Source organism: Pseudomonas poae (assembly GCA_028869255.1).
Taxonomy (GTDB): Bacteria; Pseudomonadota; Gammaproteobacteria; order Pseudomonadales; family Pseudomonadaceae; genus Aquipseudomonas; species Aquipseudomonas poae_C.
On record CP110972.1, the window covers coordinates 45,607 to 70,243 of the forward strand.

The window sequence follows — 24,637 nt, forward strand, 5'->3', positions numbered from 1 at the left end:
TATGAAGTACGACACGCTGATTCGTCAGGCGCTGATCATTGATGGCAGCAACACGCCAGGTTATGTCGCCGATGTGGGTGTGCGCGGTGGGCGCATCGAGAAAATCGGCGACCTCTCGGCTGCGCGGGCCGAGCATGAAATCGACGCGACGGGCCGTGTACTGGCCCCGGGTTTTATCGACGTGCACACCCACGATGACACGGTGGTGATCCGCCATCCGCAGATGCTGCCCAAGCTCAGCCAGGGCGTGACCACGGTGATCGTCGGCAACTGCGGCATCAGTGCTTCGCCGGTGAGTTTGCGCCGTGACCCGCCGGACCCGATGAACCTGTTGGGCACGCGTGAGGCGTTTGCTTACCCGCGCTTTGCCGACTACCGCGCCGCCGTGGAAAGCGCCCACCCGGCAGTCAATGTCGCGGCGTTGATCGGCCATACCGCGCTGCGCAGCAACCATATGGACGACCTGCACCGCACTGCCACGCCGGATGAAATCGCGGCCATGCGCGTGCAGTTGCAAGAGAGCCTGGAGGATGGCGCCCTCGGTTTATCCACCGGCCTTGCGTACGCCAGCGCGTTCAACGCCGAGACCGATGAAGTGCTGCAACTGAGTGAGGAACTGACGGCGTACGGCGCGGTGTACACCACGCATTTGCGCAGCGAGTTCGAACCGGTGCTGGAGGCGATGGATGAAGCGTTCCTGATCGGCCGGCACGCCAAGGCGCCGGTGATTATTTCCCACCTCAAGTGCGCCGGTGCGGGGAACTGGGGGCGTAGTCCGCAGCTGCTGGCGGCGCTGGAGCTGGCGGCGAAAACCCATCCGGTGGGGTGTGATTGTTATCCCTATGCGGCCAGTTCTTCGACGCTGGATCTCAAGCAAGTCACCGATGCGTTCCGGATCACCATCACCTGGTCGACGCCGCACCCGGAAGTCGGCGGGCGCGACTTGCAGGACATCGCCGCCGAGTGGGACGTTTCACTGCTGGACGCGGCGCGTCGCCTGCAACCGGCGGGGGCGGTGTACTACGGTATGGATGAGGCGGATGTAAGGCGCATCCTCGCGCACCCGTTGTCGATGGTGGGCTCGGATGGTTTGCCGGAAGACCCGTTTCCGCACCCGCGTTTGTGGGGCGCGTTTCCACGAGTGCTGGGGCATTTCAGCCGGGATGTGGGGCTGTTCCCGTTACACACGGCGGTGCACAAGATGACCGGGCTGTCGGCGGCGCGTTTTGGCCTGGCCGAGCGCGGAGCGATTCGTGAAGGGCACTGGGCTGACCTGGTGTTGTTCGACCCGTTGCGCGTGCGCGATGTGGCGGATTTCAAAGCACCGCAGCGGGCTGCTGAAGGGATTGATGGCGTGTGGGTCAATGGGGTGTTGAGCTACAGCGAGGGGCAGGCCAATGGTCAGCGGCCGGGGCGCTTTCTGGCGCGCAGTGGGGATTTGCGGCGCGGGTTTTCGTCTTTATAGTGGGCGCTCTTATAGACGGAGCGGTTGCCATGCACTTAGGAAAAGTCATCCCCATTTTGCGGATTTTCGACGAGGTTAAAGCGTTGGAATTCTATGTCGACTTCCTCGGGTTCAAGGTCGATTGGCAGCACCGCTTCGAAGCGAATTTCCCGTTGTATCTGCAGGTGTCGTTGGGCGAGTGTGTACTGCATTTGTCCGAGCATCATGGCGATGCTTCGCCCGGGTCGGCGCTGCGTATTCAGGCGCCGGGGGTTGACGCGTATCAGCAGCAGTTGCTGGCCAAGGATTACCGTTACGCCAAGCCTGGGGTTGAAGAAACGCCCTGGGGCTCGCGGGAGATGAGCATCAGCGATCCGTTTGGGAATCGGCTGGTGTTTGTCGAGGAAGGCGAGGGCTGAGAGGCAAATCGCAGGCAATAAAAAACCGCCTTGGTAGGGCGGTTTTTTATTGCAAACCCAGTTAGTGGCTGGGGTTGCTATATCTATACGTGTGGCGAGGGCGCGAGCTCCCTTGCCACAGTGATAGCAGTTTTACACGCGGAAGTGGCTGACCATCTGCTGCAACTGGCTGCCCAATCGCGCCAGTTCCACACTCGACTTGGCCGTTTCGTCGCTCGCGGTGGCGGTCTGTTCCGACACATCACGCACATTGACGATGCTGCGGCTGATCTCTTCGGCCACCGCGCTTTGCTGTTCGGCCGCTGCCGCAATCTGCTGGTTCATCGACTGGATGTTCGATACCGTACGGGTGATGTTCTCCAGCGACACGCCAGCCTTGCGCGTCAGCTCGACACTGCTGTCGGTGAGGTTGCGGCTGTTGTTCATCACATTGGCCACTTGCTGGGTGCCATTCTGCAAACCGGCCACCAGGCCTTCGATTTCTTCGGTGGATTTCTGTGTGCGTTGGGCCAGGCCGCGTACTTCGTCGGCGACCACGGCAAACCCACGGCCGGCTTCACCGGCACGTGCCGCTTCGATCGCGGCGTTGAGCGCCAGCAGGTTGGTCTGCTCGGCTACGGCCTTGATCACGTCCATCACGCTGCCGATCTTGTTGCTCTCTTGTTGCAGGTGCGTCATGGCGTCGGTGGAGCGTGCCACTTCGGCGGCCAGGCGTTCGATCTGGGCGATGGCCTCGGCCACCACTTTGTCGCCTGCGCGGGCTTGGCCATCGGCATCGGCGGCGGCCAGCGAGGCCTGCTCGGCGTTGCGTGCAACTTCCTGCACGGTGGCGGTCATTTCGTGCATCGCCGTGGCGACTTGATCGGTCTCGATCTTCTGGCTGTTCACGCCGGCACTGGTTTGCTCGGTAACGGCCGACAACTCTTCGGCGGCGCTGGCGATCTGGGTGACGCCGTCACGGATGCCGCTGATCAACTCACGCAAGGTGGTGCCCATGCGCTGGATGCCTTGTTGCAGCACGCCGAGTTCGTCACGGCGGGTAACCTGGATGTTGTGGCTCAGGTCGCCGGACGCAATGCGCTCCACCACCGCCAGGGTTTCCTGGATCGGGCGCGTGATCTGGCGAGTAATCACCAGGGCCGCGATGATGCCGACCAACAGCGCAAGCAGTGTGCTGATCAGTTGCAGGCTGCGCGCCTGGGCACTTTCGGCATCACGGCGATCCAGTTGGATGTCGTACAGCTTATCGCTGATCGTCACGATGTCGGCGCCTTGGGTGGTCATCTCGGCACGGGCGGTAACGATGTTGGCGTTGGCGGCCTTGTAGCTCTGCACGGCCGTGCGATAGGCACCCAGTGCGGTTTCAAGTGAGGTCAATGCGCTTTGCTGGCTGGCACCGAATGCGGTACTGAGGTCTTTCAAGCCACTGATGGCTTTTTCAATTTGCGCAGCGGTGCGGGCTTCGGTGTCTGCGTTGACATTGCCGGTATAGCCGCGCACTTCGTAACGGGCCAACTGAAATTGCATTTTGGCATCGGCCACGGCCTGGAATTGGGCAAGGTGCTCCGAACTGTCGGGCATTTGCTTGACGCTGGTTTCCAGTGCATTGATTTGCGCGTTGGCGATATCGGCCTTGTCACCCATCAACTGGCGTGCGGCATTACCGTTACGGTAGGCCTCACGCATTTTGTTCAGTGACTGTTGGTAGGCGATGATGATGGCTTTCTGCTCGTTGAGCAGTTTGACGTTTTCCGGGCTCTTGAAGCTGTCCAGCAGTTTCTGTTGCTGGGCGGCGAAGGCATCCAGGTTGGTCTGCACATTTTGTGCGACGGCTTCATCGCCGTTTGCCAGCATGTATTGCAGGCGCACGATGCGCAGTTTGGTCAGGGAGGCGTTGAGCTGGGTGATGTCGCTCATCCAGTTGCTACGGTCGATCAGGCCGCCCAGGCTGGTCCAGCCGGTCAGGGCCAGGATCGAGGTGAGAACCAGCACCAGGCCGAAGCCCAGGCCGAGTTTGAGATTGACGCTGATGTTGCCGAACCAGCTGTTCATCGAATGCTCCGCAAGAATGATATCTGTCTGCTGGACGGTGTTGTTGTTTGAGCCAGCCAAGGTGTGTAGCGCTGTATCGGCGGCAAGGGTGGGTTCTGAAATACTTTTCTCAGGGATGCGACGAAGGGTCGCGATCACGGTTGAGCATCGCGCCTCTGCCGGCTTGCGTTGCCGGGGAAGGGGGCTCATCACAGGTGGGTCTTGTGTGCTAGTCTGCTGGCCCTTTTAGTTCAGGGCCGCCACGCAAAACAGCGTTTTTCGTACTGGCCCTACAGCGGAGCCTTTTCATGTCCGAAGTTAATCTGTCCACCGACGAAACCCGCGTCAGCTACGGTATCGGCCGTCAGTTGGGCGACCAACTGCGCGACAACCCACCGCCGGGTGTGAGCCTGGACGCGATCCTGGCTGGCCTGACCGACGCTTTCGCCGGCAAGCCAAGCCGTGTGGACCAAGAGCAAATGGCCGCCAGCTTCAAAGTTATCCGTGAAGTCATGCAGGCCGAAGCGGCTGCCAAGGCTGAAGCCGCTGCAGGCGCGGGCCTGGCGTTCCTGGCTGAAAACGCCAAGCGTGATGGCATCACCACTCTGGCTTCCGGCCTGCAATTTGAAGTGCTGACAGCCGGTGATGGCGCCAAGCCGACCCGTGAAGACCAGGTGCGTACCCACTACCACGGCACCCTGATCGACGGCACTGTGTTCGACAGCTCCTACGAGCGCGGCCAGCCTGCAGAATTCCCGGTAGGCGGCGTGATCGCCGGCTGGACCGAAGCCCTGCAACTGATGAATGCCGGCAGCAAATGGCGTCTGTACGTGCCGAGCGAACTGGCTTACGGCGCTCAAGGCGTTGGCAGCATCCCGCCGCACAGCGTTCTGGTATTCGACGTCGAGCTGCTCGACGTTCTGTAAGACCTGCTGACTGTGGATGCTGGGCTTGTGTGGGAGCGGGCTTGCTCGCGAAGGCGCTGGATCAGTCAGCTCATCTGTAGCTGACACTGCGCTTTCGCGAGCAAGCCCGCTCCCACATAAGGCCCACATCCACAGGTTTTGCGGGTAGTTTCATGGATGGAACTTGCCATTGAGCTCAGTGGCCGGGCGCAACGCTCGGGCATAGCAGAACAGAAACAGGTTACGCACCACTTCCTTCAACACCCCAGGTTCGCTGGAACTCAGGCCGTTTACGTCCAGGTCGCTCTAGTCCTGCAGCTCATTGAGCGCTTCTTCTTCAAGCACCGCACAGACTTCGCCGGTTTCCCGATGCAGGATCCGCAGGTAAGGGTGTGGGCGATCCAGCCAGGCATCTATCAAATAAGTCATGGTCGTTCTCCTTGATAAGTTTCAATGAGAATAATTCTTATTCGTAGAATAGCAAGTGCCTATTGGCAGTTTCCTGGTTTTTCTGTGTGGATATTGAGCGGGGTCAGGCAGGAGGGCAAAACGCCATCCCGCGGCGGGCGCGGGATGGGTGCAGCAGATTCAGACTTTGCGCACGAACTCGGACTTGAGTTTCATCGGGCCGATACCGTCGATCTTGCAATCGATATCGTGGTCGCCGTCGCACAGGCGGATGTTCTTGACCTTGGTGCCGACCTTGACCACCAGGGAGGTGCCCTTGACCTTGAGGTCCTTGATCACGGTGATGGTGTCGCCGTCCTGCAGGACATTGCCCACAGAGTCTTTTTTCACGGTTTCATCGCCGGCCGCTTCGGCCTCGCCAGTGGCGGACCACTCATGGGCGCATTCCGGGCAGATCAGCTGGGCGCCGTCTTCGTAGGTGAATTCGGAATTGCATTTCGGGCAGGGTGGCAACGTGCTCACTAAAGCTCCTTGAGAGTCAGGATGGCTAAAAGTCGCACATTATATAGGGTTTTTTGGCGTGAGCGGGGCAGTGAGTTGGTAATGGAGGATTAAATGTGGGAGCGGGCTTGCTCGCGAAGGCGCTGGGTCAGTAACACGTTCAGTGACTGACACTGCGCATTCGCGAGCAAGCCCGCTCCCACACAAGCCCACTCGCCATACATAGGGTTTAGTGAGTACGGGCGACCGCAAACTCACTCAGCTCAATCAGGGCGTCCCGGTATTCGCTGGCTGGAAGGGCTTCCAGGCACTTGATGGCGCGGGCTACGTAGTCACGCGCCAGTTGCGCGGTGTACTCCAGGGAGCCCGACGCTTCCACGGCGGCGCGGATGGCCTCCAGGTCTTCGATCCCGCCTTTCTGGATCGCCTTGCGCACCAGGGCGGCCTGTTCCGGCGTACCTTCGCGCATGGTGTAGATCAGCGGCAAGGTCGGCTTGCCTTCGGCCAGGTCATCACCGACGTTCTTGCCCAAGGTCTCGGCATCGCCACGGTAGTCGAGCAGGTCATCTACCAGCTGGAAGGCCACGCCCAGGTGATCGCCAAAGGTGCGCAGGGCTTCGGCCTGTTCGGCGGTCGCGCCACACAGGGCGGCAGCGCTGTGGGTGGAGGCTTCGAAGAGCATCGCGGTTTTGCCGCGAATCACTTCCATATAGGTTTCTTCGGTGGTGCTGGCGTCGCGGACCTTCGACAGCTGCAACACTTCGCCTTCGGCGATGATGCGCGTGGCCTGTGAAAGAATCTTCATCACCGGCATCGAGCCCAGCTCGACCATCATTTCGAACGAGCGCGAGTACAGGAAGTCGCCCACCAGCACGCTTGGGGCATTACCCCACATCGCGTTGGCGGTCTCGCGACCACGGCGCATGCCGGACATGTCGACCACGTCGTCATGCAGCAGGGTGGCGGTGTGCAGGAATTCGATGGTTGCGGCCAGCAGGCGCAGGTCATCGCCTTCGCGGCCCAAGGCCTTGCCGCACAGCAACACTAATAAAGGACGCAGGCGTTTGCCGCCAGCCGACGTAATATAGTCGCCAATTTTGGAGACCAGCGGCACTTTAGAAGTCAGCTGCTGCTTGATGATGCCGTCGACGGCGCTAAAATCGTCCGCGACCGCGCGGTAGAAAGCTTGGGGTTGCATCAGCGACAGTCGCTCCAGAAGGGTTGCGCGGCATGCTAGGACCCTGACCCCGTAGTGTCAAGGCGCGATAGACGGCCACTTGCAACACCCATTTACCTTGCGTACAATCGCGCACCCTGAACTTCCTGGGCAGCACCTGCCTTACGCAATTGCATTCGGGACGTCCATCCCATGCAGCCATGCCAGCCAATACCTCTTCTTATAAAGCGCTGGGTGAGCAGGATTATCGGAGAAATACCATGTCGTACGCAGTAATTGTTACTGGTGGCAAGCAATACAAGGTCGCCCCAGGTGAATACCTGAAGATCGAAAAACTGGAAATCGCTACCGGCGAATCCGTTACCTTTGATCGCGTTCTGTTGGTCGCCAATGGCGATGACGTGAACATCGGCGCTCCAGTTGTTGCTGGCGCTACCGTTGTGGCTGAAGTGATCTCCCAAGGTCGTCACGATAAAGTCCGCATCATCAAGTTCCGTCGTCGTAAGCACCACATGAAGCGTATGGGCCACCGCCAGTGGTACACCGAGATCAAAATCACCGGTATTCAGGCTTAATTTCAGCCTAATTCCTCACTAGGAGAATTGACTCATGGCACACAAAAAAGCTGGTGGTAGTACCCGTAACGGTCGCGACTCAGAAGCCAAACGCCTTGGCGTGAAGATGTATGGCGGCCAGAAAATCATTCCGGGCAACATCATCGTGCGTCAGCGCGGCACCCAATTCCACGCCGGTTACGGTGTTGGCATGGGTAAAGATCACACCCTCTTCGCGAAAATCGAAGGCGTGATCAAGTTTGAAGTAAAAGGCGCGTTCAACCGCCGTTACGTGAGCGTTGTCGCCGCTTAATTGCGCGATCGCTGGAAAAGCCCTGTCTCGCGACGGGGCTTTTTCGTTTGTGGAGTGAGTCTCTTGCAAAGCTGTTTGTGATGGGCTCAGGCGCTGGATACGCGGTCGTTGTTTGAGGTCGCTGCGCTCATTTTTGCAAGAGTCTTATGTCTTGGTTTCTTAAGCTCGTCCAAGAGGCGAGAGGCGTTTTGTTATGAAGTTCGTTGATGAAGTTTCCATCCGAGTAAAAGCAGGCGACGGCGGTAACGGTTGCATGAGTTTCCGTCGCGAAAAATTCATCGAAAACGGTGGCCCAAACGGCGGTGACGGCGGTGACGGCGGCTCCATCTACATGATGGCCGACGAAAACCTCAACACCCTGGTCGACTACCGTTACACCCGGCACTTCGATGCCGAGCGTGGCTCCAACGGCGGCAGCACCGATTGCACCGGTAAAAAAGGCGAAGACCTGGTACTGCGCGTACCGGTCGGCACCACGATCATCGACTCCGCTACCCAGGAAGTGATTGGCGACCTGACCAAGGCCGGCCAGAAGCTGATGGTGGTGCAGGGCGGCTGGCACGGTTTGGGTAACACCCGATTCAAGTCCAGTACCAACCGTGCACCGCGTCAGACCACCCCAGGCAAGCCGGGTGAGCAGCGTGACCTGAAGCTGGAAATGAAAGTACTCGCTGACGTAGGCCTGTTGGGCCTGCCGAACGCCGGTAAAAGTACCTTCATCCGCTCGGTATCGGCCGCCAAGCCGAAAGTCGCCGATTACCCGTTCACCACCCTGGTACCGAACCTGGGCGTGGTCAGCGTAGACCGTTGGAAAAGCTTCGTGATCGCCGACATTCCCGGCCTGATCGAAGGTGCTTCCGACGGCGCTGGCCTGGGGATTCGCTTCCTCAAGCACTTGTCGCGTACCCGTTTGCTGTTGCACCTCGTCGACATGGCGCCGCTGGATGAAACCAGTGCACCGGACGCCGCCGAAGTGATCGTCAGCGAGCTGACCAAGTTCAGCCCGGCCCTGGCTGAGCGTGATCGCTGGCTGGTGTTGAACAAGTGCGACCAGATCCTGGAAGAAGAGCACGAAGAGCGCGTCAAGGAAATCGTCGACCGCCTGGAGTGGGAGGGCCCGGTCTACGTGATTTCGGCCATCGCCAAAGAAGGCACCGAGCGCCTGACCCGCGACATCATGCGTTATCTGGAAGACCGCGCCGACCGCCTGGCGGCCGACCCGGTGTTCAAGGCCGAACTCGCCGAGCTCGACCAGCAGATCGAAGACGAAGCCCGCGCCCAACTGCAGGCCCTGGACGACCAGCGTGCCCTGCGCCGCAGCGGCGTGAAGTCGGTCCATGACATCGGCGACGATGATTGGGACGAAGAAGACGTGGATGATGAAGACGGTCCGGAAATCATTTACGTGCGCGACTGATTCGTTGCAGTAAACTTAAGCGCCGCTCTCTCGAGCGGCGTTTTGGTATCTGGGTATACCTGCAGTCACTAAAGTAGCCACGAATAACGTTATGGGCGGCGCTGGGTCGCGCAGCCCTCAATCTAAGGTTGAAGATGATGCGGAGCAAAGTGACAGGTGCGCAGCGCTGGGTCGTAAAGATCGGAAGTGCGCTGCTGACGGCGGATGGCAAAGGTCTGGATCGCGCAGCCATGAGCGTCTGGGTCGAGCAGATGGTGGCCTTGCATGAGGCCGGTGTCGAGTTGGTGCTGGTGTCGTCCGGGGCGGTTGCCGCCGGGATGAGCCGCCTCGGCTGGACCGCGCGACCCAGCGCGATGCACGAACTGCAAGCCGCCGCGGCTATCGGCCAGATGGGCCTGGTGCAAGCCTGGGAATCGAGCTTTGCCGAGCATGGCCGCCACACGGCGCAGATCCTGCTGACCCACGACGACCTGTCCGACCGCAAGCGTTACCTCAACGCCCGCAGCACCTTGCGCGCCCTGGTGGAGCTCAAGGTGATCCCGGTGATCAACGAGAACGACACGGTGGTCACCGATGAAATCCGCTTCGGCGACAACGACACCCTGGCCGCGCTGGTGGCCAACCTGGTGGAAGCCGACCTGCTGGTGATCCTCACCGACCGCGATGGCATGTTCGACGCCGACCCACGCAACAACCCCGACGCCCAGTTGATCTACGAAGCCCGCGCCGATGACCCGGCACTGGACGCTGTGGCCGGCAGTGTCGGTGGCGCCCTGGGCCGTGGCGGCATGCAGACCAAGCTGCGCGCAGCGCGCCTGGCGGCACGTTCCGGCGCGCATACCATCATCGTTGGCGGGCGCCTGGAGCGTGTGCTGGACCGCCTCAAGGCCGGTGAGCGCATCGGTACACTGCTGTCGCCGGAACGCGGCATGCTTGCGGCGCGCAAACAATGGCTGGCCGGTCACCTGCAAACCCGTGGCACGCTGGTGCTGGATGATGGTGCGGTCTCGGCCTTGTCCCAGGGCAACAAAAGCCTGCTGCCGGTGGGCGTCAAGTTGGTGCAGGGCAGCTTCCGCCGTGGCGAGATGGTGGTATGCGTGGCGCCGGATGGTCGTGAGATCGCCCGCGGCCTTGCCAACTACAGTGCCCTGGAGGCGCAGAAAATCATTGGACAATCGTCCGAGGCGATTGTCGGACTATTGGGCTATATGGCGGAACCGGAACTGGTGCACCGCGATAACCTGATCCTGGTTTAACCAAAGGAATACACGATGCGCGTAATGAAGGGATTGCTCGGCCTGTTGTTGGCCATGCCGCTGCTGGCCTCGGCTGAAGAGATCGGCCAGGTGTCGACGGTGTTCAAGTTCGTCGGCCCCAACGACCGGATTGTGGTCGAAGCGTTTGATGACCCCAAGGTTGACGGTGTGACCTGCTACTTGTCCCGCGCCAAGACCGGCGGCGTCAAAGGTGGCCTGGGCTTGGCCGAAGACCGTGCCGAAGCCTCGATTGCCTGCCGTCAGGTCGGGCCGATTCGATTCAAGGGCGAACTCAAGGATGGCGACGAAGTGTTCAAGGAGCGCACCTCGCTGGTGTTCAAGACCATGCAGGTGGTGCGTTTTCTCGACAAGAAGCGCAATACCTTGGTTTATCTGGTCTACAGCGACCGCTTGATCGAAGGCAGCCCGCAGAACGCGGTCACCGCGATTCCGATTTTGCCGTGGCCTACCGCTCAGTAACCGGCAGGCGAGTTTTGTAATCGGCGTCTATGATTGCAGGCTTGCGGGTTGTAATCTCGAAATGCCGCAAGGCAAAGAACATGGGATATCTGGAGTTCGTCATGAGTGCTTTCCACGATCTGAAACTCAAAGCTTTAGACGGACAAGAGCTGCCGCTGGCGCTCTACAAGGGGCACGTGGTGCTGGTGGTCAACGTGGCCTCCAAATGTGGCTTGACCCCGCAATACGCAGCGCTGGAAAACCTCTACCAGCAGTACAAGGACAAGGGTTTTACCGTGCTGGGTCTGCCTTGCAACCAGTTTGCAGGCCAGGAGCCGGGTACCGAGGAAGAGATCCGCGAGTTCTGTAGCCTGAACTATGGGGTTACGTTCCCGCTGGGCAGCAAACTCGAAGTGAACGGCCCTGACCGTCACCAGCTGTACCGCCTGCTGGCGGGCGAGGGCGCCGAGTTCCCAGGGGATATCACCTGGAATTTCGAGAAGTTCCTGCTCGGCAAAGATGGGCGAGTGCTCGCTCGCTTCTCGCCGCGCACCCCACCGGATGACCCGACCATCGTCCAGGCCATCGAAAAAGCCCTGAGCTGAACACCTGTCGGTGTAGCTTCAAGTGCCAAGCCGCAAGTAGCCGCGCCGCCGTGCCAGTTGCAGCTTGCAGCTTGCGGTTAGCCACTGCTGTCATACCCCTTAATCACCTGGATCAATAGTGCTACCCAGCACTGCGCACTCCCCATATTATCCGCATCATAAACCTCGTCTTCCGTGGAGTGCCCCCATGCCTGTCCAAGCCTTGTTCAAACCGTTCCAGCTCGGTGCACTGCAGCTGTCGACCCGTGTGGTCATGGCCCCCATGACCCGTTCGTTTTCGCCGGGTGGCGTACCCAATTCCAAGGTTATCGAGTACTACCGCCGCCGCGCCGCAGCCGGCGTGGGCCTGATCATCACCGAGGGCACCGTGGTCGGTCACCAGGCGTCCAACGGCTACCCCAACGTCCCGCACTTCTACGGCGAGGCCGCGCTGGCCGGCTGGAAGAAAGTGGTCGATGCGGTACACGCCGAAGGCGGCAAGATTGTCCCGCAGCTGTGGCACGTGGGCAGCGTGCGCCGTATCGGCACCGAGCCTGATGCCAGCGTGCCGGCCTACGGGCCGATGGAAAAACTCAAGGACGGCAACGTGGTGGTCCACGGCATGACCGCCCAGGACATCAAGGATGTGATCAGCGCCTTCGCCCAGGCCGCCAAGGATGCCCAGCGCATCGGCATGGACGGCGTGGAGATCCACGGCGCCCACGGCTACCTGGTGGATCAATTCTTCTGGGAAGGCAGCAACCAGCGCACCGACGAATACGGCGGCAGCCTGGCCAACCGTTCGCGTTTTGCCATCGAGCTGATCCAGGCGACCCGCGCCGCCGTGGGCCCGGATTTCCAGATCATCTTGCGTTTCTCGCAGTGGAAGCAGCAGGATTACACCGCCCGCCTGGTACAAACCCCGGAGGCTTTGGGTGAGTTCCTCAAGCCGTTGTCCGACGCGGGCGTGGATATTTTCCACTGCTCCACCCGTCGCTTCTGGGAGCCGGAGTTCGAAGGTTCCGACCTCAACCTGGCCGGCTGGACGCGCCAGCTCACCGGCAAGCCGACCATCACCGTGGGCAGCGTCGGCCTGGACGGCGAGTTCCTGCAGTTTATGGTCAACACCGACAAGGTGGCCCAGCCCGCCAGCCTGGAGAAACTGCTGGAGCGCCTGAACAACGACGAGTTTGATCTGGTTGCCGTAGGCCGTGCGCTGCTGGTTGACCCGGATTGGGCCGTGAAGGTGCGCGAGGGCCGCGAGGGCGACATCCTGCCGTTCAGTCGTGAGGCGTTGACGACGTTGGTTTGACCTGAGCGTCACAGGCGTTGCAAGAGTGCCGGACATTGACTTCCGGCACTCCATTGTCCGAATCGATGTCAGACCATCATTTTATTTGGGCAATGGCCGGGTAGGAAGCGGCTCGTCCGGCAGTTGAGGGTAGCGGAACCTACCCGCAATGCCGCCGCCTTCGAGTGAGCACGGACCGTGATCAGGGTTTAAAGGCAGCGTCGGCTTTTCGGGCTTGTCGTTGAGGTTTATGCCAAGAGGAATGACGAAGTTATTGCGGGGTATTTGCATGGTTAAAATCCAACTCTATATTTCAAAGTGTTTTGGCGATCTGACTGTTTGACCGTTAGGGTTCACCTGTCTGCCATGCACTGGGTGGAGTCAGGGAAGGATTGGGTTCCTGGTTACAACCTGCAACAGAGCCCGCAGCGGCTGGGCCGCGAGGCGATCACACTGCCTGGCCCCCCGGTTTTCAAGGGGGTCTCCAGAACGAGGTTAAAGCCCTTACCTGGGGCTCTAGATATTCATCGTGTTGGCGTTGCCTTTTATGGACGCCAAGTACGCGCCATACACATCCAGTAACTTGCTCTCAAACTGCTCGATAATCGCAGGCCAACCCTGACGGCTGGCGTGTTGCCGGGCGTTGAGCCGCACCCGGCGCAAACTCTCGCGTTCTTCCAGCAGCCAGATGGCCGCATCGCAAAACGCCTCCTCATCCCCCGGCATCGCCAGCACGCCGTTGTAGCCATGGCGAATGTGCTGGGTCGCGGCCGCCTGGTCGTAAGCCACCACGCCAAGCCCCGACGCCATGGCTTCCAGCACCACATTGCCGAAGGTTTCAGTCAGGCTGGGAAACAGAAACAGATCCCCCGAGGCGTAATGCCGCGCCAGCTCTTCGCCGCGCTGAGTGCCGCAGAACACCGCTTCAGGAAGAGCGCGTTCCAGCAGCGGGCGTTGTGGGCCATCGCCGACGATGATCAGCTTCAGTCGACGCTGTGGATAAGTTGCCTGCACGGCATCAAAGCAACGCTTGAGCAGCCCGAGGTTTTTTTCCTGTGCCAGCCGCCCGACGTGCAGCACGGCAATATCGTCGCTTTGCAAACCCCAGCTTTCGCGCAAGGTGTTGTCACGTTTGGCGGGGTGGAACAGCTGGCTGTCGACCCCGCGTGACAGCATTCCCAGGCGCTCGAAGTGCCGACGCTCCAACTCCAGGCGCTGGCTGGCGCTGGGCACCAGGGTCAGCGTCGAGCGGTTGTGAAACCAGCGCAGGTAATGCGTGACCATCCGGCTCAGCAGGCTCAAGCCATACTGGTTCGAGTACTGCTGGAAGTTGGTGTGAAAGCCGCTGACCACACTGATCCCCAACCGCCGCGCCGCACGCAACGCCGACAGCCCCAGCGGGCCCTCAGTGGCGATATACAGTACATCGGGCCGTTGGCGGGTCCAGCGGCGCAGCAATTTGTGCATCGACGACTGGCCCCATTGCAGGCCCGGGTAACCCGGCAAAGGCCAGCCGCGGCACAACAGCAAATCGTCGTCGCTGAGACGGCTCTGGTCGCTGCCCTGGCGTGGGCGCACCAACTCGACTTGGTGGCCGCGTGCACGTAGACCGTCGCACAAGCGGCCAAGGGTATTGGCCACCCCGTTGATCTCTGGCGGGAAGGTTTCGGTGATGAGGGTGATGTGAAGCGAAGCTGTCGTCATGACCCACAGTGTCACTGTGGGCCATGTCGTCATTGTGTCATCTGGATGATGGATTTATGACTGGGTGATCTTCTGCGCCGCCGTCGCCTCGGCACCTTGCTCGCGCACCCAGAACAACGTGGCGCCGGCCACCGCCGCCGGCATCATCAGCAGGTTGACCACCGGCACCAGCAGCACCAGGTAGACGATCCCGCCAAAACTCATGCTCTGCCAGCGCTTCTGGCGCAGCCAGGCGAGCATCTCGTTCCAGCCCAGCTTGTGGTTGTCGGCCGGGTAGTCGATGTATTGGATCGCCATCATCCACACGCCGAACAGCAGCCACAGCGGTGCGGCGATCAGGTTGACCACCGGTATGAACGACAGGATAAACAGGCCGATGGCTCGCGGCAGGAAGTAACCCAGCTTGCGCATTTCCCGCGCCAGCGTGCGCGGCACCATGGCGATCAGCTCGCCCCAGCTGAAGGCCGGGAAGTCGTCGGTGCCGCGTACCACCACTTCGACTTTCTCCGAGAGAAAGCCGTTGAACGGCGCGGCGATGATATTGGCCAGCATGGTGAAGGTGAAAAACACCATCAGCACCACCAGCACCACGAACAGCGGCCATAGCAGGTAATTCAAAAAGCTCAGCCAGGCAGGCAGTGTCGGCATCAAGTGGTCGACCCACAGGCTGAACTGATGGCCGGCGAAATAGATCAAGCCGACGAACAGCACCAGGTTGATCGCCAGCGGCAGCAGCACAAACAGGCGCAGGCCGGGGCTCAACACCAGTTTGAGACCTTCACGCAGGTATTGCGGGCCGGAAAGAGCAGGGGCGGGCATGGCGAACTCCGAGCAGGATGACGAACGCGCCGACCTTACCGGCTTTGCATCCGTGGCGAAAGCGGCGACATCAACGGTAACAAAGGCGTCGATTAATCGGGCCGACTGCATAGAGACCACCTATGAGCTGGATTGTTATTCCGTATTTCCTTAATCTTGCCCCCCTCGATACGCTGCACCCATTATTTTTCAGGGCCTGCGAGTTCAAGCCTTCCCCAAGTGCTTCGTGGTCCCTTTTTTATTCCAGCCGCCTTGTAGTCCGGGCGGTCGACAGGAGTGATTCATGTCTGATACCCGTCATTCGCGAGTGATTATTCTCGGTTCCGGCCCTGCCGGTTACAGCGCTGCCGTCTACGCTGCCCGGGCCAACCTCAAGCCGCTGCTGATCACCGGCATGCAGGCGGGCGGTCAGTTGACCACCACCACTGAAGTCGACAACTGGCCGGGCGATGTCCACGGCCTGACCGGCCCGGTGTTGATGGAGCGTATGAAAGAACACGCCGAGCGCTTTGAAACCGAGATCGTCTTTGACCACATCAACCAGGTCGATTTCTCGAAAAAACCCTACAGCCTGACCGGCGACAGCGGCGTCTACACCTGTGACGCACTGATCATCGCCACCGGCGCCAGCGCCCGTTACCTGGGCCTGCCATCGGAAGAAGCGTTCATGGGCAAGGGCGTTTCCGCCTGCGCGACCTGTGACGGTTTCTTCTACCGCAACAAGCCGGTCGCTGTGGTCGGTGGCGGCAACACCGCCGTGGAAGAAGCGCTGTACCTGGCCAATATCGCCAGCACCGTGACGCTGGTTCACCGCCGCGAAACCTTCCGCGCCGAGAAAATCCTGATCGACAAGCTGCATGCCCGTGTCGCTGAAGGCAAGATCATCCTCAAGCTCAACGCCACACTGGACGAAGTCCTGGGCGACAACATGGGCGTGACCGGTGCTCGCCTGAAAAACAACGACGGCAGCTTCGACGAGCTGAAAGTCGACGGCGTGTTCATCGCCATCGGCCACACCCCGAACACCTCGCTGTTCGAAGGCGTGCTGGAAGCCAAAGACGGCTACCTGGTCGTACAGGGCGGCCGTGAAGGCAATGCCACCGCGACCAACATCGAAGGCATCTTCGCTGCCGGTGACGTGGCCGACCACGTTTACCGCCAGGCCATCACCTCGGCCGGCGCCGGCTGCATGGCGGCCCTGGATGCCGAGCGTTACCTCGACGGCCTGCAGAACGCTTCGTTCTAAACCGTTGAAATAAAAAAACCGGCTGAGAGGCCGGTTTTTTTTGCTGGCGATTTGATAACCAACACCGATCAAATGTGGGAGCTGGCTTGCCTGCGATAGCAGTGTGTCAGCCACCACCGCCATCGCGGGCAAGCCCGGCTCCCACATTCATCGGGTTATCGCATCGAGTCAGCGGCGGGTCAAAGGCTGCGCCGTAAACTTCACGCCCGCCAAACCCTGCGCAATCAACGCACGAATATTGCCGTGGTCGCTGCCCTCTGGCGTCGCCACCACCGAACGGTAATGCTCACCAAACGCCAGCAGCGCTTCCTGATCGCTCAAGCCTTCCAGCAGTGCCAAACCCAGGGTCTTGCACGAACCTTCGTTCTGTCCGGCGGCGTTTTCAACGGTGCCGTTGGTGAAGGCTTGCGGCTGGTAGTCGTAACCGGCCGCCACAAAAGCCAAGGTATCGGCAAAGACGTGTTCGCCGCTGTTAAGGCTGGCGCGCAGGGTGTTCAGATCAGTCATGGGTTTTTCCTTTGGCAAACGCCGCCTGTTGGTCGGCGCTGGCTTCTTTCTGGTATTGGGCTTTCCACTCGGCGTACGGCATGCCGTACACCACTTCACGGGCGTCATCGAGGCTCAGTTCGATGTGGCGCTCGTCGGCCTCGGCCTTGTACCACTTGGACAAGCAGTTGCGACAGAAGCCCGAGAGGTTCATCAGGTCGATGTTCTGCACATCCTTGCGGCTGTCCAGGTGCGCTACCAGTCGGCGGAAGGCGGCGGCTTCGAGTTCGAGGCGTTGTTGATCGTTCATGGTGGTCTCTTTGAGACAGCTTCAAGCGGGCAAGCTTCAAGCTGCAAGTTGGAGTGTGGTCGGCCGTTAGCTTATCGCTTGCAGCTAACGGCTTGCAGCTAGCGTTATCGACACCGACTCGGCAAAGCGCAACGCGTGGGGCTTGTCCACTTCGACTTCGGCGTACAGCACCGATTCGTTGCTCATCACCAGGTCCAGCAGTTCCTGGGTCAGGCGCTCCAGCAGGGCGAAGCGGTTGCCTTCGACGTGGGCGATGATGGCCTTGGTGATGGTGCGGTAGTTCAGCGCGTGGTCGATATCGTTGTCGCGCACGGCTTCCTGAGCGGCATACAGGATGGTCAGGTTGATCAGCACATCCTGCTTGTTGAGGATCTCGTCCTCGTTGATGCCGATAAAGGTGCGCAGGCACAGGTCCTTGACCCGGATGCGCGCCATGCCTGGTTGAAGTTGTGGCATTGCTACTTGCTCCGTCCGATCAGTTGCAGGAACTCCATGCGCGTGGTGTTCGACTCACGGAAGGCGCCGAGCATCACCGAGGTGTTCATGGTTGAATTCTGTTTTTCCACGCCGCGCATCATCATGCACATATGTTTGGCTTCGATCACCACCGCCACGCCGGCGGCCTGGGTGACGTGCTGGATCGCGTCGGCGATCTGGCGTGTGAGGTTTTCCTGGATCTGCAGGCGCCGCGCGTACATGTCGACGATGCGCGCCAGCTTCGACAGGCCGAGTACCTTGCCGGTCGGAATATAGGCCACGTGGGCCTTGCCGATAAAGGGCAGCAGATGGTGCTCGCACAGCGAGTACAGCTCGATGTCCTTGAGGATCACCATCTCGTCATTGTCGGAAGCAAACAGCGCGCCGTTGACGATGGTTTCCAGGTTCTGCTCGTAGCCATGACACAGGTACTGCATGGCCTTGGCAGCGCGCTTGGGGGTGTCGAGCAAGCCTTCACGCTCCGGGTCTTCGCCCAGGCCCTTGAGGATCTCGTGGTAGTGGTGTGGCAGGGATAAGGTCATACAACATCCTCACAAACGGCTTACTTGATATGCCGCCCGCCGTTGACGGTCAGGGTGGTTCCGGTCACATAGGGGTTGTCCAGCAGGTAACGCAGGCTCTGGTAGATCACCTCGGGCCCGGGTTCGATGCCCAGTGCTGACTTGGCCAGCACCTTGCTGCGGTAGGCCGCGTCGTCGCCTTCATTGAACATCACCATTGCCGGTGCGATGCCGTTGACCTTGATCAGCGGTGCAAACTGCGCGGCAAACGACAGCGTGAGGCTGTCGAGCCCGGCTTTGGTGGCGCAATAGGCGATGTGCTGGCGGCTGCCCTTGCGCACCACGTCATCGCTGATATGCACGATATCGGCAGGTGTGGAGCGCTGCAGCAGAGGTGAACAATGCAGGTTGATCAGATACGGCGCAAGCATGTGCACGCTGAACATGTCGGTAAAGGCGCGGCTTTCGTCGCCCGGTGTTTCCGCGACCCAGGCCGAGGCGTTGTGGACGATCGCCCGCAGGCTTTGGGTATGGGTGTTCAGCTCAGCGATAAACGCGAGAATCCCGGCTTGCGTGGAGAAGTCGGCAAATAGGCCCACGGCACCACGCTCACGCAGAACCTGCACACCGGGGCGTTCGCTGCGGTAGCTGAAAATCACCGGCTGGCCCTCGTCCAGCAGGCGCTCGGCGCAATGCAGGCCGACACGCTGGCCGGCGCCGGTGATCAGGATCGGGGCGGGGGTTGAAGTCATGAGGGGCTCGCGTCGCTGGCAGAGTGAAACTATACCAGCGACCGGTCGCCCGTGTACTCACGCGGCAGCTTCAGTTGCCTTGCGTGCCGGCGGCGTGGGGTGTAGCCAGTTGGCCAACAGGTGCGTCGACAGCGGGATAAACCAGTAAACCATCAGGGGGTGAGCGCCAGGGTGCTGACCAGCACGCGTGGCGCCAGGTCCAAGCCGCCGAGCAACGGCCCCAGGACGAAATTGAACAGCAGCGACACCGGGAAAAACGCCAGCCAGATCGCGACCGCCTGTTTCCAGCGCGGTGGCCGTGCACCCACCGCGCCGAACCAGCCATCGATGCCGCTGACGCGGTGTTCGGACGGGTCGGCAAACAGCTCGCTGCCACGGCTCAGCCAAGCACTGCGCGAGGCGGAAAACTCCCAGGCATGCAGGGTTTTTTCGTCGGCGAAGCGGAAAATAATCTGGAATTCATCGTCATGGGGCGGCGGTGCGAGCACGCCTGAACCCAGGTAACCGGGGAAGTCCGTGGCCAATTGCTCGCCTTCGCGCAGCCAGGCCATCAGTTCTTCATAGCGACCTTTGGCCACGCGGCGTGCAACCATCAAGGTGACGGGTGAGGTAGACATTGTGTATCTCCAAGTAATCAAGTGCGCTGGGCCGGGTAGGCGGTGCACAAACGACGCTGCGGGGTGTTGCAGCGACGTAGAAAAAGCAGGCAAGGATTATTCCTGTTTTAACGAAATACGCCAGATACTTTGGTCGGCTCGCCATGGCGCTTGAATCAAGGGCTTGAATAAGCGTTAAATGCGGTACACATCGACACGGATGTTTTTGACCTCTGATGCCCGAAATTACTGCTTCTTACCGCGATTCGACGTGCGACAGCGTCACTGAATCCGATGACCTTTTCCCGATTCGTGAAGTCTCCAGGCTGACCGGCGTCAACCCGGTTACCTTGCGTGCCTGGGAACGTCGCTACGGCCTGATTCAGCCAACCCGCACCGAAAGCGGGCACCGGTTGTACTCCAGCACCGATATCGACACCGTGCACCGCATTCTCGACTGGATCGAGCGCGGTGTCGCCGTGAGCAAAGTGAGCAGGATCCTGGCGCGTGACACCCTGTTCAGCGAACCCACCGCGACCTCGCGCATCGACACCGAACGCGAATGGAGCGGCTGGCAGGAGCAATTGCGCCTGGCGGTCAGCGCTTTTGACGACCGCCAACTCGACCGTCTGTACGGTCAGATCTTCGCCGCCTACCCGATTGCGGTGGTATTCCAGAACATTCTGATGCCTCTGTGGCAGCAGCTGTTGCGCCATCAGGGGCGTTTCGGCCAAGCCAGTGAGTGGTTGTTCTTCGATGCGTTCATGCGCGCCCGCGTGGCGCAGCGCTTGCACCTGGCCAGTGCTTCATCAACACCGCGTGTGCTGCTGGCGGCCATTGCCGGCGAGTGTCGGGAGCTGGAGTTGCTGGTGGCGGGTCTGATGCTCGGCACGGATGAGCTGGCGGTGAAGGTGTTTACCATCGGCCAGCCATTCGATGAGCTGACGCTGGTGTGCGAGAAGACCCGGCCGCGAGCCTTGGTACTGTTTTCCAATCGTTCACCCGGCACCGAGTTGCCGTTGCGTCTCAAACGTCTGGCATTGACTCTGGATTGTCCGCTGCTATTGGCCGGCGATGCGTCAGACCTGGCGCAAGAAAGCCTGTCGGGTTCATCCATCGGTTGTCTGGGTAACGAAGGGCGCTCGATGCAGCACCGCCTGCAGCAGTTTCTGCGCGGCAGCCTGGACACCTGATCTCAGGCGTGAGCCTCGGGGTGGATCAAGCGATGCTGGTGCAGGATGAACTGGCGCAGGCGTTCGGTCTCGTCCATGTCGCTCTGGTCGAGGCCATAGGCGAACAAGCCTCGGGCGGTTTCGCGCTGCAGCGTGCCACGCAGGGCAATGCGTTCGTAGCCGGACGGGCTGAACCAAAGGCAAAAGGTTTTCGGCGGCTTGATTCGGCCCCGTATCTCTACCAGCACACCCTTGAATGACACTTCATACACCCACAGGGCACTCAGGTTGCCCCTGATATTCTCCAGCGCTACCGGCGCTTCAAGCGCCAGGCGCCAGGGGCGGACCATCGGCCCGTCTTCGAAAATCGTCGGCACGCCAAGACGCAGATGCATGGCATGAAACTCGTCTTCAACCAGGTGCAGGGGGAAGGTGAGCTGCTGGTTTTCGAACTGCGCCTGAATGGTGAGTTGATCATGGGCGGCCAGCCGGGTGAGCAAATCACGAATCTGCGCACCACCATTGACGGTCAGGCTCGACGACGCGTCCCGCAGGTTGAGCTGCGGGTTGTGCTGCATCATCTGAATAAAATCCAGCTCATCCTGCGTCAGAAGCGTGTCGCGTTGCATGAGGCGTGCTCAAGGGAGAAATATTAAAACGCCATTATCCGCTTAATGGCCGCATTTTCTAAGCTTTGTTCGATCCGCTTGTCGCTTTGAGCATTGCCAGCTCGGCCTTGACCTGGGCCAGTTCCGCTTCCAGCTGGGCGACGCGCTGCTGGGCCCGGACCTGCCGGGTCACGTCCTTCTGCACGCCGACGAAATAGGTCTGCTTGTCGGCCTCGTTGTACACCGTCGACAGTGACAGCTCGTTCCAGAAGTGGCTGCCGTCCTTGCGATAATTGCGCAGGGTTTCCCGGCAGGAACCGCCACTTTCCAAGGCTTCTCGAATCGCCATCAGGCCCGGCTGGTCGCGGTCGCCAGACTGCAAGAAGCGGCAATCCTGGTAGAGGATCTCATCCAGTGTGTAGCCGGTCAGTTGCTCGAAGGCCGGGTTGACGTAGATCAGCGGCTTATCCTTGCCTTCGCGTTCGGCCACAACGATACCTTCGTTGGAAGCGTTGATCACCATTTGCATCAGTTGCGCATTAATCATCGAGCGGTCCATGGCTTGTTATTCGAACTGGCAGTTTATGACATGCCCTGAATGTTGCACGGCGGGCACCGAAATATTTGTGACAGCTGCTAATATCCCACGCTTCCGCTCAACTACAGGATCAGATTGATGAAAGTCGCCATCCTTTCCGGCTCGGTGTACGGCACGGCTGAAGAAGTCGCCCGCCATGCCGCCGGCATCCTCAACGCCGCCGGTTTTGAGGCCTGGCACAACCCACGCGCCACCTTGGCGGATGTGCAGGCTTTTGCTCCCGAGGCCTTTCTGGCGGTGACGTCCACCACCGGCATGGGTGAGTTGCCCGACAACCTGCAGCCCCTGTATTCGTCGATACGCGATCAATTGCCGGCTGCCTGGCGTGGCTTGCCCGGCGCGGTGATCGGCCTGGGCGACGCCAGCTATGGTGACACCTTCTGTGGCGGCGGCGAGCAACTGCGCGAGCTGTTCGGTGAACTGGGCGTGCGTGAAGTCCTGCCGATGCTGCGCCTGGACGCCAGTGAAAGCGTTACCCCCGAAGCCGACGCCGAACCGTGGCTGGCCGAGCTGGTCACTGCACTGCGCGCTTGACCGGGTATTCACGCAGCAACGCCAGCCAGGCTTGCGCGGCTCTGGACAGGTAGGCGCCCTCACGCCAGATAAAGGCAATGTCCCAGCGCAGGTAATCGGGCGCCTTCAGTGTGAGGCGCACCACACCCGGTCGCACCAGCCCACGGGCGACCACGCTGGGCAACAGCACCACGCCCTGGCCGGCGGCGACCAGAGCGGCGAGGAAATCCGCCTGGCCGCTGCGCCCGATTTCCTTCGGGGTAAAGCCCAATTGCTGACACGCCTGCATCAGCCGGTCGTTGAGCACAAAGCTGCGTTGGTACATCAGGAACGGCGTATCGGCCAATTCCTCGAGCCGCACCTGGGCGTTCTCCGCCAAAGGGTGATCAATCGGCAGCAGCGCATCCAGTGGCTCATCGCAGAACGCTTGCCAGGCAAACGCCGGGTCGCTGGGCTTCAAGCTGCCGCCCACTTCCAGCTCACCGCTGAGAATCGCCTGTTCGATATTGCGGCTGCCGCCTTCGAGCAACTGGATGGTCACGTTGGGATAGCGCCTGCGGTACTCGGCAAACAGCCCGGCAAACAGCGTATCGCCCGCCAGCAGCGGCAGGCCCAGGCGTAGCTCGCCGCGAGTGAGTTGGTGCATATCGTCCAGCTCGCTGATCAGCTCGGCTTGCAGGCGCAGCATGGCTTGCGCACGCAGCAACACCACTTCGCCGGTGGCGGTAAGGCGGATCTGCGAACCGATGCGGTCGAGCAGCGGCGTACCGAGGCTTTGTTCCAGCTGCGCCACCTGTTTGCTCACGGCAGACTGGCTGATGTGCAAGGTTTTGCCGGCTTGGGTAAACCCGCCCCGCTGGACCACTTCGACAAAACTGCGCAGTTGTTTGAATTCCATCGGCGTGATTCCCGGCTCCATATTCCAAAGTGGAATGGCTGGCAGTCTAACAATTCGCTGTGGGGATGGCAGGCGGCTCTTTAAAATAAGCGCCTGCGAGGACCCAAAGCCCATGAAACGTCTCACCTTCAAACACCTTGGCCGCCTGCTCGGCGAGCTGGTCGTGCTGCTGGCTATCTACTGTTTGGGCTGCCAGTTGGCGATATGGCTGGACTGGCCGATTCCGGGTGGCGTAGTGGGCCTGGGCCTGCTGCTGGCAACCTTTGCCAGTGGCCTGGTCAAGCCGGCGGCCCTGCAATTGGGCGCCGGGGTGCTGATGGCCGAGATGCTGCTGTTCTTTATTCCGGCCTTGATGAGCCTGTTGGATTACGGTGGCCTGCTGCGCAATGACGGCTGGCGCATCCTGCTGGTGATCGGGATCAGCACGCTCTCGGTGATGCTGGTGACGGCGTTCACGGTTGAAATGGTGTGCCGCTGGAGGCTGCGTCGTGAAGCTTGAGCTGATGCCGGTGTTCTGGCTCGCCTTGACCCTCGGCGCCTATATCTTCAGCCGCTGGCTCTACCGCCGTACCGGGCGCTATTTGCTGTCACCCTTGATTCTGGTGCCGGCGCTGCTGCTGGCGGTGGCCGTGCCGATGAACACCGCTTATGCCGAATACGCCGCCGACACCCATTGGCTGATGCTGGTGCTGGGCCCGGTCACCGTAGCGTTTGCCGTACCGATCTGGCAGCAGCGCCGCTTGTTGGCGCGGCACTGGTCGGCGTTGTTGCTGGGGATGGTGGCCGGGAGCGCGGCGTCCATCGCCACCTCGTTCGGTCTGGCGAAGGCGTTGGCGCTGGACAGCTCGGTCACCATGTCCCTGGTGCCGCGCTCGATCACCACGCCGTTTGCCATGCCGGTGTCTTCGGACCTGGGCGGCGTGCCGGAACTCACGGCCGTGTTCGTGATGTTCACTGGCGTGTTTGGTGCGATGCTCGGCGGCGTGCTGCTCAAATGGCTGCCGCTGCGCACACCTCTGGCGCGGGGTGCGTTGTTCGGTGTGGGGGCTCACGGTGCAGGGGTCAGCCGGGCCCATGAGGTGGGTGGCGAGGAGGGCTCGGTCGCCGGCCTGGTGATGGTGTTGACGGGCCTGCTCAACCTGTTCGCCGTGCCTTTATTGGCGGCGCTTCTCTGACGC

Annotated in this window: 29 protein-coding genes and 2 pseudogenes; 16 read left to right on the plus strand and 15 right to left on the minus strand. The window is 60.7% G+C overall.

What is annotated here, in order from left to right:
• The first annotated feature begins 1 nt into the window (after position 1).
• Both LRS56_00200 and LRS56_00205 read left to right on the plus strand, forming a co-directional pair.
• Positions 2–1,465, plus strand: a complete 1,464-nt coding sequence (locus LRS56_00200; GenBank protein WDU63059.1) for a D-aminoacylase — start codon at positions 2–4, stop codon at positions 1,463–1,465.
• A gap of 29 nt (positions 1,466–1,494) precedes the next feature.
• Positions 1,495–1,863: a glyoxalase superfamily protein gene (locus LRS56_00205; GenBank protein ID WDU63060.1), complete on the plus strand. Its 369-nt coding sequence runs from the start codon at positions 1,495–1,497 to the stop codon at positions 1,861–1,863.
• 132 nt (positions 1,864–1,995) lie between these two features.
• On the opposite strand, the gene LRS56_00210 is transcribed toward LRS56_00205, so the two are convergent.
• Positions 1,996–3,915: a methyl-accepting chemotaxis protein gene (locus tag LRS56_00210; protein WDU63061.1), complete on the minus strand. Its 1,920-nt coding sequence runs from the start codon at positions 3,913–3,915 to the stop codon at positions 1,996–1,998.
• A 287-nt stretch (positions 3,916–4,202) separates the two neighbouring features.
• Here LRS56_00210 and LRS56_00215 point away from each other — a divergent pair, with 287 nt between their 5' ends.
• Positions 4,203–4,820, plus strand: coding sequence for an FKBP-type peptidyl-prolyl cis-trans isomerase (locus LRS56_00215; GenBank protein ID WDU63062.1), 618 nt, complete (start codon positions 4,203–4,205; stop codon positions 4,818–4,820).
• 150 nt (positions 4,821–4,970) lie between these two features.
• Here LRS56_00215 and LRS56_00220 read toward each other — a convergent pair.
• From LRS56_00220 to LRS56_00230, 3 genes and pseudogenes are all read right to left on the minus strand, one after another.
• Positions 4,971–5,228 (minus strand): annotated as a pseudogene (locus tag LRS56_00220) (hypothetical protein).
• A 159-nt stretch (positions 5,229–5,387) separates the two neighbouring features.
• Positions 5,388–5,729, minus strand: coding sequence for a zinc ribbon domain-containing protein YjdM (locus tag LRS56_00225; protein WDU63063.1), 342 nt, complete (start codon positions 5,727–5,729; stop codon positions 5,388–5,390).
• A 208-nt stretch (positions 5,730–5,937) separates the two neighbouring features.
• Entirely contained in the window at positions 5,938–6,906 is a 969-nt protein-coding gene (locus tag LRS56_00230; GenBank protein WDU63064.1) for a polyprenyl synthetase family protein, read from the minus strand.
• 239 nt (positions 6,907–7,145) lie between these two features.
• Between LRS56_00230 and rplU the strand changes: the two genes are divergently transcribed.
• The 7 genes from rplU (at position 7,146) to LRS56_00265 (ending at position 12,780) form a co-directional block, all read left to right on the plus strand.
• On the plus strand, positions 7,146–7,460 hold the full coding sequence (gene rplU, locus LRS56_00235; protein WDU63065.1) for a 50S ribosomal protein L21: 315 nt from the start codon (positions 7,146–7,148) through the stop codon (positions 7,458–7,460).
• Positions 7,461–7,494: 34 nt separating this feature from the next.
• Positions 7,495–7,752 (plus strand): 50S ribosomal protein L27, encoded by a 258-nt coding sequence (gene rpmA / locus LRS56_00240; GenBank protein WDU63066.1) that lies wholly within the window; start codon positions 7,495–7,497, stop codon positions 7,750–7,752.
• A 193-nt stretch (positions 7,753–7,945) separates the two neighbouring features.
• The gene (gene cgtA, locus LRS56_00245) at positions 7,946–9,169 is read left to right on the plus strand and encodes an Obg family GTPase CgtA (protein WDU63067.1); all 1,224 of its coding nucleotides are present in this window, start codon (positions 7,946–7,948) and stop codon (positions 9,167–9,169) included.
• Between the two features lie 137 nt (positions 9,170–9,306).
• Entirely contained in the window at positions 9,307–10,425 is a 1,119-nt protein-coding gene (gene proB / locus LRS56_00250) for a glutamate 5-kinase (GenBank protein ID WDU65664.1), read from the plus strand.
• A 15-nt stretch (positions 10,426–10,440) separates the two neighbouring features.
• The gene (locus LRS56_00255) at positions 10,441–10,905 is read left to right on the plus strand and encodes a CreA family protein (protein WDU63068.1); all 465 of its coding nucleotides are present in this window, start codon (positions 10,441–10,443) and stop codon (positions 10,903–10,905) included.
• A gap of 101 nt (positions 10,906–11,006) precedes the next feature.
• Entirely contained in the window at positions 11,007–11,489 is a 483-nt protein-coding gene (locus LRS56_00260) for a glutathione peroxidase (protein WDU63069.1), read from the plus strand.
• A gap of 187 nt (positions 11,490–11,676) precedes the next feature.
• Positions 11,677–12,780 carry an NADH:flavin oxidoreductase gene (locus LRS56_00265; protein WDU63070.1) on the plus strand — a complete coding sequence of 368 codons (1,104 nt, stop codon included), beginning with the start codon at positions 11,677–11,679 and terminating at the stop codon, positions 12,778–12,780.
• A gap of 495 nt (positions 12,781–13,275) precedes the next feature.
• Here LRS56_00265 and LRS56_00270 read toward each other — a convergent pair whose 3' ends face one another.
• Together LRS56_00270 and cysZ are read right to left on the minus strand one after the other, a co-directional pair.
• Positions 13,276–14,463, minus strand: a complete 1,188-nt coding sequence (locus tag LRS56_00270; GenBank protein ID WDU63071.1) for a glycosyltransferase family 1 protein — start codon at positions 14,461–14,463, stop codon at positions 13,276–13,278.
• Positions 14,464–14,517: 54 nt separating this feature from the next.
• Positions 14,518–15,282 carry a sulfate transporter CysZ gene (gene cysZ / locus LRS56_00275; protein WDU63072.1) on the minus strand — a complete coding sequence of 255 codons (765 nt, stop codon included), beginning with the start codon at positions 15,280–15,282 and terminating at the stop codon, positions 14,518–14,520.
• Between cysZ and LRS56_00280 the strand changes: the two genes are divergently transcribed.
• Entirely contained in the window at positions 15,281–15,436 is a 156-nt protein-coding gene (locus tag LRS56_00280) for a hypothetical protein (GenBank protein ID WDU63073.1), read from the plus strand. The two genes, cysZ and LRS56_00280, sit on opposite strands and share 2 nt — an antisense overlap.
• Positions 15,437–15,565: 129 nt before the next feature.
• Positions 15,566–16,528 carry a thioredoxin-disulfide reductase gene (gene trxB / locus LRS56_00285; GenBank protein WDU63074.1) on the plus strand — a complete coding sequence of 321 codons (963 nt, stop codon included), beginning with the start codon at positions 15,566–15,568 and terminating at the stop codon, positions 16,526–16,528.
• Between the two features lie 168 nt (positions 16,529–16,696).
• Here trxB and LRS56_00290 read toward each other — a convergent pair whose 3' ends face one another.
• The 6 genes and pseudogenes from LRS56_00290 to LRS56_00315 all read right to left on the minus strand — a co-directional run bounded on the left by LRS56_00290 (position 16,697) and on the right by LRS56_00315 (position 19,691).
• A complete protein-coding gene (locus tag LRS56_00290; GenBank protein ID WDU63075.1) occupies positions 16,697–17,035 on the minus strand; it encodes a HopJ type III effector protein in 339 nt (112 codons plus the stop codon).
• Positions 17,028–17,324 (minus strand): DUF1244 domain-containing protein, encoded by a 297-nt coding sequence (locus LRS56_00295; GenBank protein ID WDU63076.1) that lies wholly within the window; start codon positions 17,322–17,324, stop codon positions 17,028–17,030. The genes LRS56_00290 and LRS56_00295 overlap by 8 nt, the downstream gene beginning before the upstream one ends.
• A gap of 84 nt (positions 17,325–17,408) precedes the next feature.
• A complete protein-coding gene (folX, locus tag LRS56_00300; protein WDU63077.1) occupies positions 17,409–17,780 on the minus strand; it encodes a dihydroneopterin triphosphate 2'-epimerase in 372 nt (123 codons plus the stop codon).
• Positions 17,781–17,782: 2 nt separating this feature from the next.
• Positions 17,783–18,343, minus strand: a complete 561-nt coding sequence (folE, locus tag LRS56_00305) for a GTP cyclohydrolase I FolE (GenBank protein WDU63078.1) — start codon at positions 18,341–18,343, stop codon at positions 17,783–17,785.
• 20 nt (positions 18,344–18,363) lie between these two features.
• On the minus strand, positions 18,364–19,074 hold the full coding sequence (folM, locus tag LRS56_00310; protein WDU63079.1) for a dihydromonapterin reductase: 711 nt from the start codon (positions 19,072–19,074) through the stop codon (positions 18,364–18,366).
• A 57-nt stretch (positions 19,075–19,131) separates the two neighbouring features.
• Positions 19,132–19,691: pseudogene (locus tag LRS56_00315) on the minus strand (antibiotic biosynthesis monooxygenase).
• A 215-nt stretch (positions 19,692–19,906) separates the two neighbouring features.
• Between LRS56_00315 and LRS56_00320 the strand changes: the two are divergent.
• Entirely contained in the window at positions 19,907–20,863 is a 957-nt protein-coding gene (locus LRS56_00320; protein WDU63080.1) for a MerR family transcriptional regulator, read from the plus strand.
• Positions 20,864–20,865: 2 nt separating this feature from the next.
• Here LRS56_00320 and LRS56_00325 read toward each other — a convergent pair whose 3' ends face one another.
• Positions 20,866–21,471, minus strand: coding sequence for a hypothetical protein (locus LRS56_00325; GenBank protein WDU63081.1), 606 nt, complete (start codon positions 21,469–21,471; stop codon positions 20,866–20,868).
• Positions 21,472–21,529: 58 nt separating this feature from the next.
• Complete coding sequence (locus LRS56_00330; GenBank protein WDU63082.1) at positions 21,530–21,997, minus strand: PAS domain S-box protein; 468 nt, start codon at positions 21,995–21,997, stop codon at positions 21,530–21,532.
• 129 nt (positions 21,998–22,126) lie between these two features.
• Between LRS56_00330 and LRS56_00335 the strand changes: the two genes are divergently transcribed.
• Entirely contained in the window at positions 22,127–22,582 is a 456-nt protein-coding gene (locus LRS56_00335) for a flavodoxin (GenBank protein WDU63083.1), read from the plus strand.
• Here the strand turns inward: LRS56_00335 and LRS56_00340 are convergent.
• Positions 22,563–23,459, minus strand: a complete 897-nt coding sequence (locus tag LRS56_00340; protein WDU63084.1) for a LysR family transcriptional regulator — start codon at positions 23,457–23,459, stop codon at positions 22,563–22,565. The genes LRS56_00335 and LRS56_00340 overlap by 20 nt on opposite strands.
• A gap of 112 nt (positions 23,460–23,571) precedes the next feature.
• Here LRS56_00340 and LRS56_00345 point away from each other — a divergent pair, with 112 nt between their 5' ends.
• Positions 23,572–23,958, plus strand: a complete 387-nt coding sequence (locus tag LRS56_00345; protein WDU63085.1) for a CidA/LrgA family protein — start codon at positions 23,572–23,574, stop codon at positions 23,956–23,958.
• On the plus strand, positions 23,948–24,634 hold the full coding sequence (locus LRS56_00350) for an LrgB family protein (protein ID WDU63086.1): 687 nt from the start codon (positions 23,948–23,950) through the stop codon (positions 24,632–24,634). The genes LRS56_00345 and LRS56_00350 overlap by 11 nt, the downstream gene beginning before the upstream one ends.
• The last annotated feature ends 3 nt before the right edge of the window (positions 24,635–24,637 follow it).

Excerpts from the sequence above, each read along its gene's own strand:
- cysZ (WDU63072.1), bottom strand. The coding sequence starts at position 15,282 with ATGCCCGCCCCTGCTCTTTCCGGCCCGCAATACCTGCGTGAAGGTCTC.
- folX (WDU63077.1), bottom strand. The coding sequence starts at position 17,780 with ATGCCACAACTTCAACCAGGCATGGCGCGCATCCGGGTCAAGGACCTG.
- LRS56_00320 (WDU63080.1), top strand. The coding sequence starts at position 19,907 with ATGCCCGAAATTACTGCTTCTTACCGCGATTCGACGTGCGACAGCGTC.
- LRS56_00260 (WDU63069.1), top strand. The coding sequence starts at position 11,007 with ATGAGTGCTTTCCACGATCTGAAACTCAAAGCTTTAGACGGACAAGAG.
- trxB (WDU63074.1), top strand. The coding sequence starts at position 15,566 with ATGTCTGATACCCGTCATTCGCGAGTGATTATTCTCGGTTCCGGCCCT.
- LRS56_00255 (WDU63068.1), top strand. The coding sequence starts at position 10,441 with ATGCGCGTAATGAAGGGATTGCTCGGCCTGTTGTTGGCCATGCCGCTG.
- LRS56_00340 (WDU63084.1), bottom strand. The coding sequence starts at position 23,459 with ATGGAATTCAAACAACTGCGCAGTTTTGTCGAAGTGGTCCAGCGGGGC.
- LRS56_00230 (WDU63064.1), bottom strand. The coding sequence starts at position 6,906 with ATGCAACCCCAAGCTTTCTACCGCGCGGTCGCGGACGATTTTAGCGCC.
- rpmA (WDU63066.1), top strand. The coding sequence starts at position 7,495 with ATGGCACACAAAAAAGCTGGTGGTAGTACCCGTAACGGTCGCGACTCA.
- LRS56_00210 (WDU63061.1), bottom strand. The coding sequence starts at position 3,915 with ATGAACAGCTGGTTCGGCAACATCAGCGTCAATCTCAAACTCGGCCTG.
- LRS56_00200 (WDU63059.1), top strand. The coding sequence starts at position 2 with ATGAAGTACGACACGCTGATTCGTCAGGCGCTGATCATTGATGGCAGC.
- rplU (WDU63065.1), top strand. The coding sequence starts at position 7,146 with ATGTCGTACGCAGTAATTGTTACTGGTGGCAAGCAATACAAGGTCGCC.
- LRS56_00290 (WDU63075.1), bottom strand. The coding sequence starts at position 17,035 with ATGACTGATCTGAACACCCTGCGCGCCAGCCTTAACAGCGGCGAACAC.
- folM (WDU63079.1), bottom strand. The coding sequence starts at position 19,074 with ATGACTTCAACCCCCGCCCCGATCCTGATCACCGGCGCCGGCCAGCGT.
- LRS56_00280 (WDU63073.1), top strand. The coding sequence starts at position 15,281 with ATGGCGAACTCCGAGCAGGATGACGAACGCGCCGACCTTACCGGCTTT.
- LRS56_00345 (WDU63085.1), top strand. The coding sequence starts at position 23,572 with ATGAAACGTCTCACCTTCAAACACCTTGGCCGCCTGCTCGGCGAGCTG.
- LRS56_00295 (WDU63076.1), bottom strand. The coding sequence starts at position 17,324 with ATGAACGATCAACAACGCCTCGAACTCGAAGCCGCCGCCTTCCGCCGA.
- folE (WDU63078.1), bottom strand. The coding sequence starts at position 18,343 with ATGACCTTATCCCTGCCACACCACTACCACGAGATCCTCAAGGGCCTG.
- LRS56_00270 (WDU63071.1), bottom strand. The coding sequence starts at position 14,463 with ATGACGACAGCTTCGCTTCACATCACCCTCATCACCGAAACCTTCCCG.
- LRS56_00265 (WDU63070.1), top strand. The coding sequence starts at position 11,677 with ATGCCTGTCCAAGCCTTGTTCAAACCGTTCCAGCTCGGTGCACTGCAG.
- proB (WDU65664.1), top strand. The coding sequence starts at position 9,307 with ATGCGGAGCAAAGTGACAGGTGCGCAGCGCTGGGTCGTAAAGATCGGA.
- LRS56_00325 (WDU63081.1), bottom strand. The coding sequence starts at position 21,471 with ATGCAACGCGACACGCTTCTGACGCAGGATGAGCTGGATTTTATTCAG.
- LRS56_00335 (WDU63083.1), top strand. The coding sequence starts at position 22,127 with ATGAAAGTCGCCATCCTTTCCGGCTCGGTGTACGGCACGGCTGAAGAA.
- LRS56_00215 (WDU63062.1), top strand. The coding sequence starts at position 4,203 with ATGTCCGAAGTTAATCTGTCCACCGACGAAACCCGCGTCAGCTACGGT.
- LRS56_00205 (WDU63060.1), top strand. The coding sequence starts at position 1,495 with ATGCACTTAGGAAAAGTCATCCCCATTTTGCGGATTTTCGACGAGGTT.
- cgtA (WDU63067.1), top strand. The coding sequence starts at position 7,946 with ATGAAGTTCGTTGATGAAGTTTCCATCCGAGTAAAAGCAGGCGACGGC.
- LRS56_00330 (WDU63082.1), bottom strand. The coding sequence starts at position 21,997 with ATGATTAATGCGCAACTGATGCAAATGGTGATCAACGCTTCCAACGAA.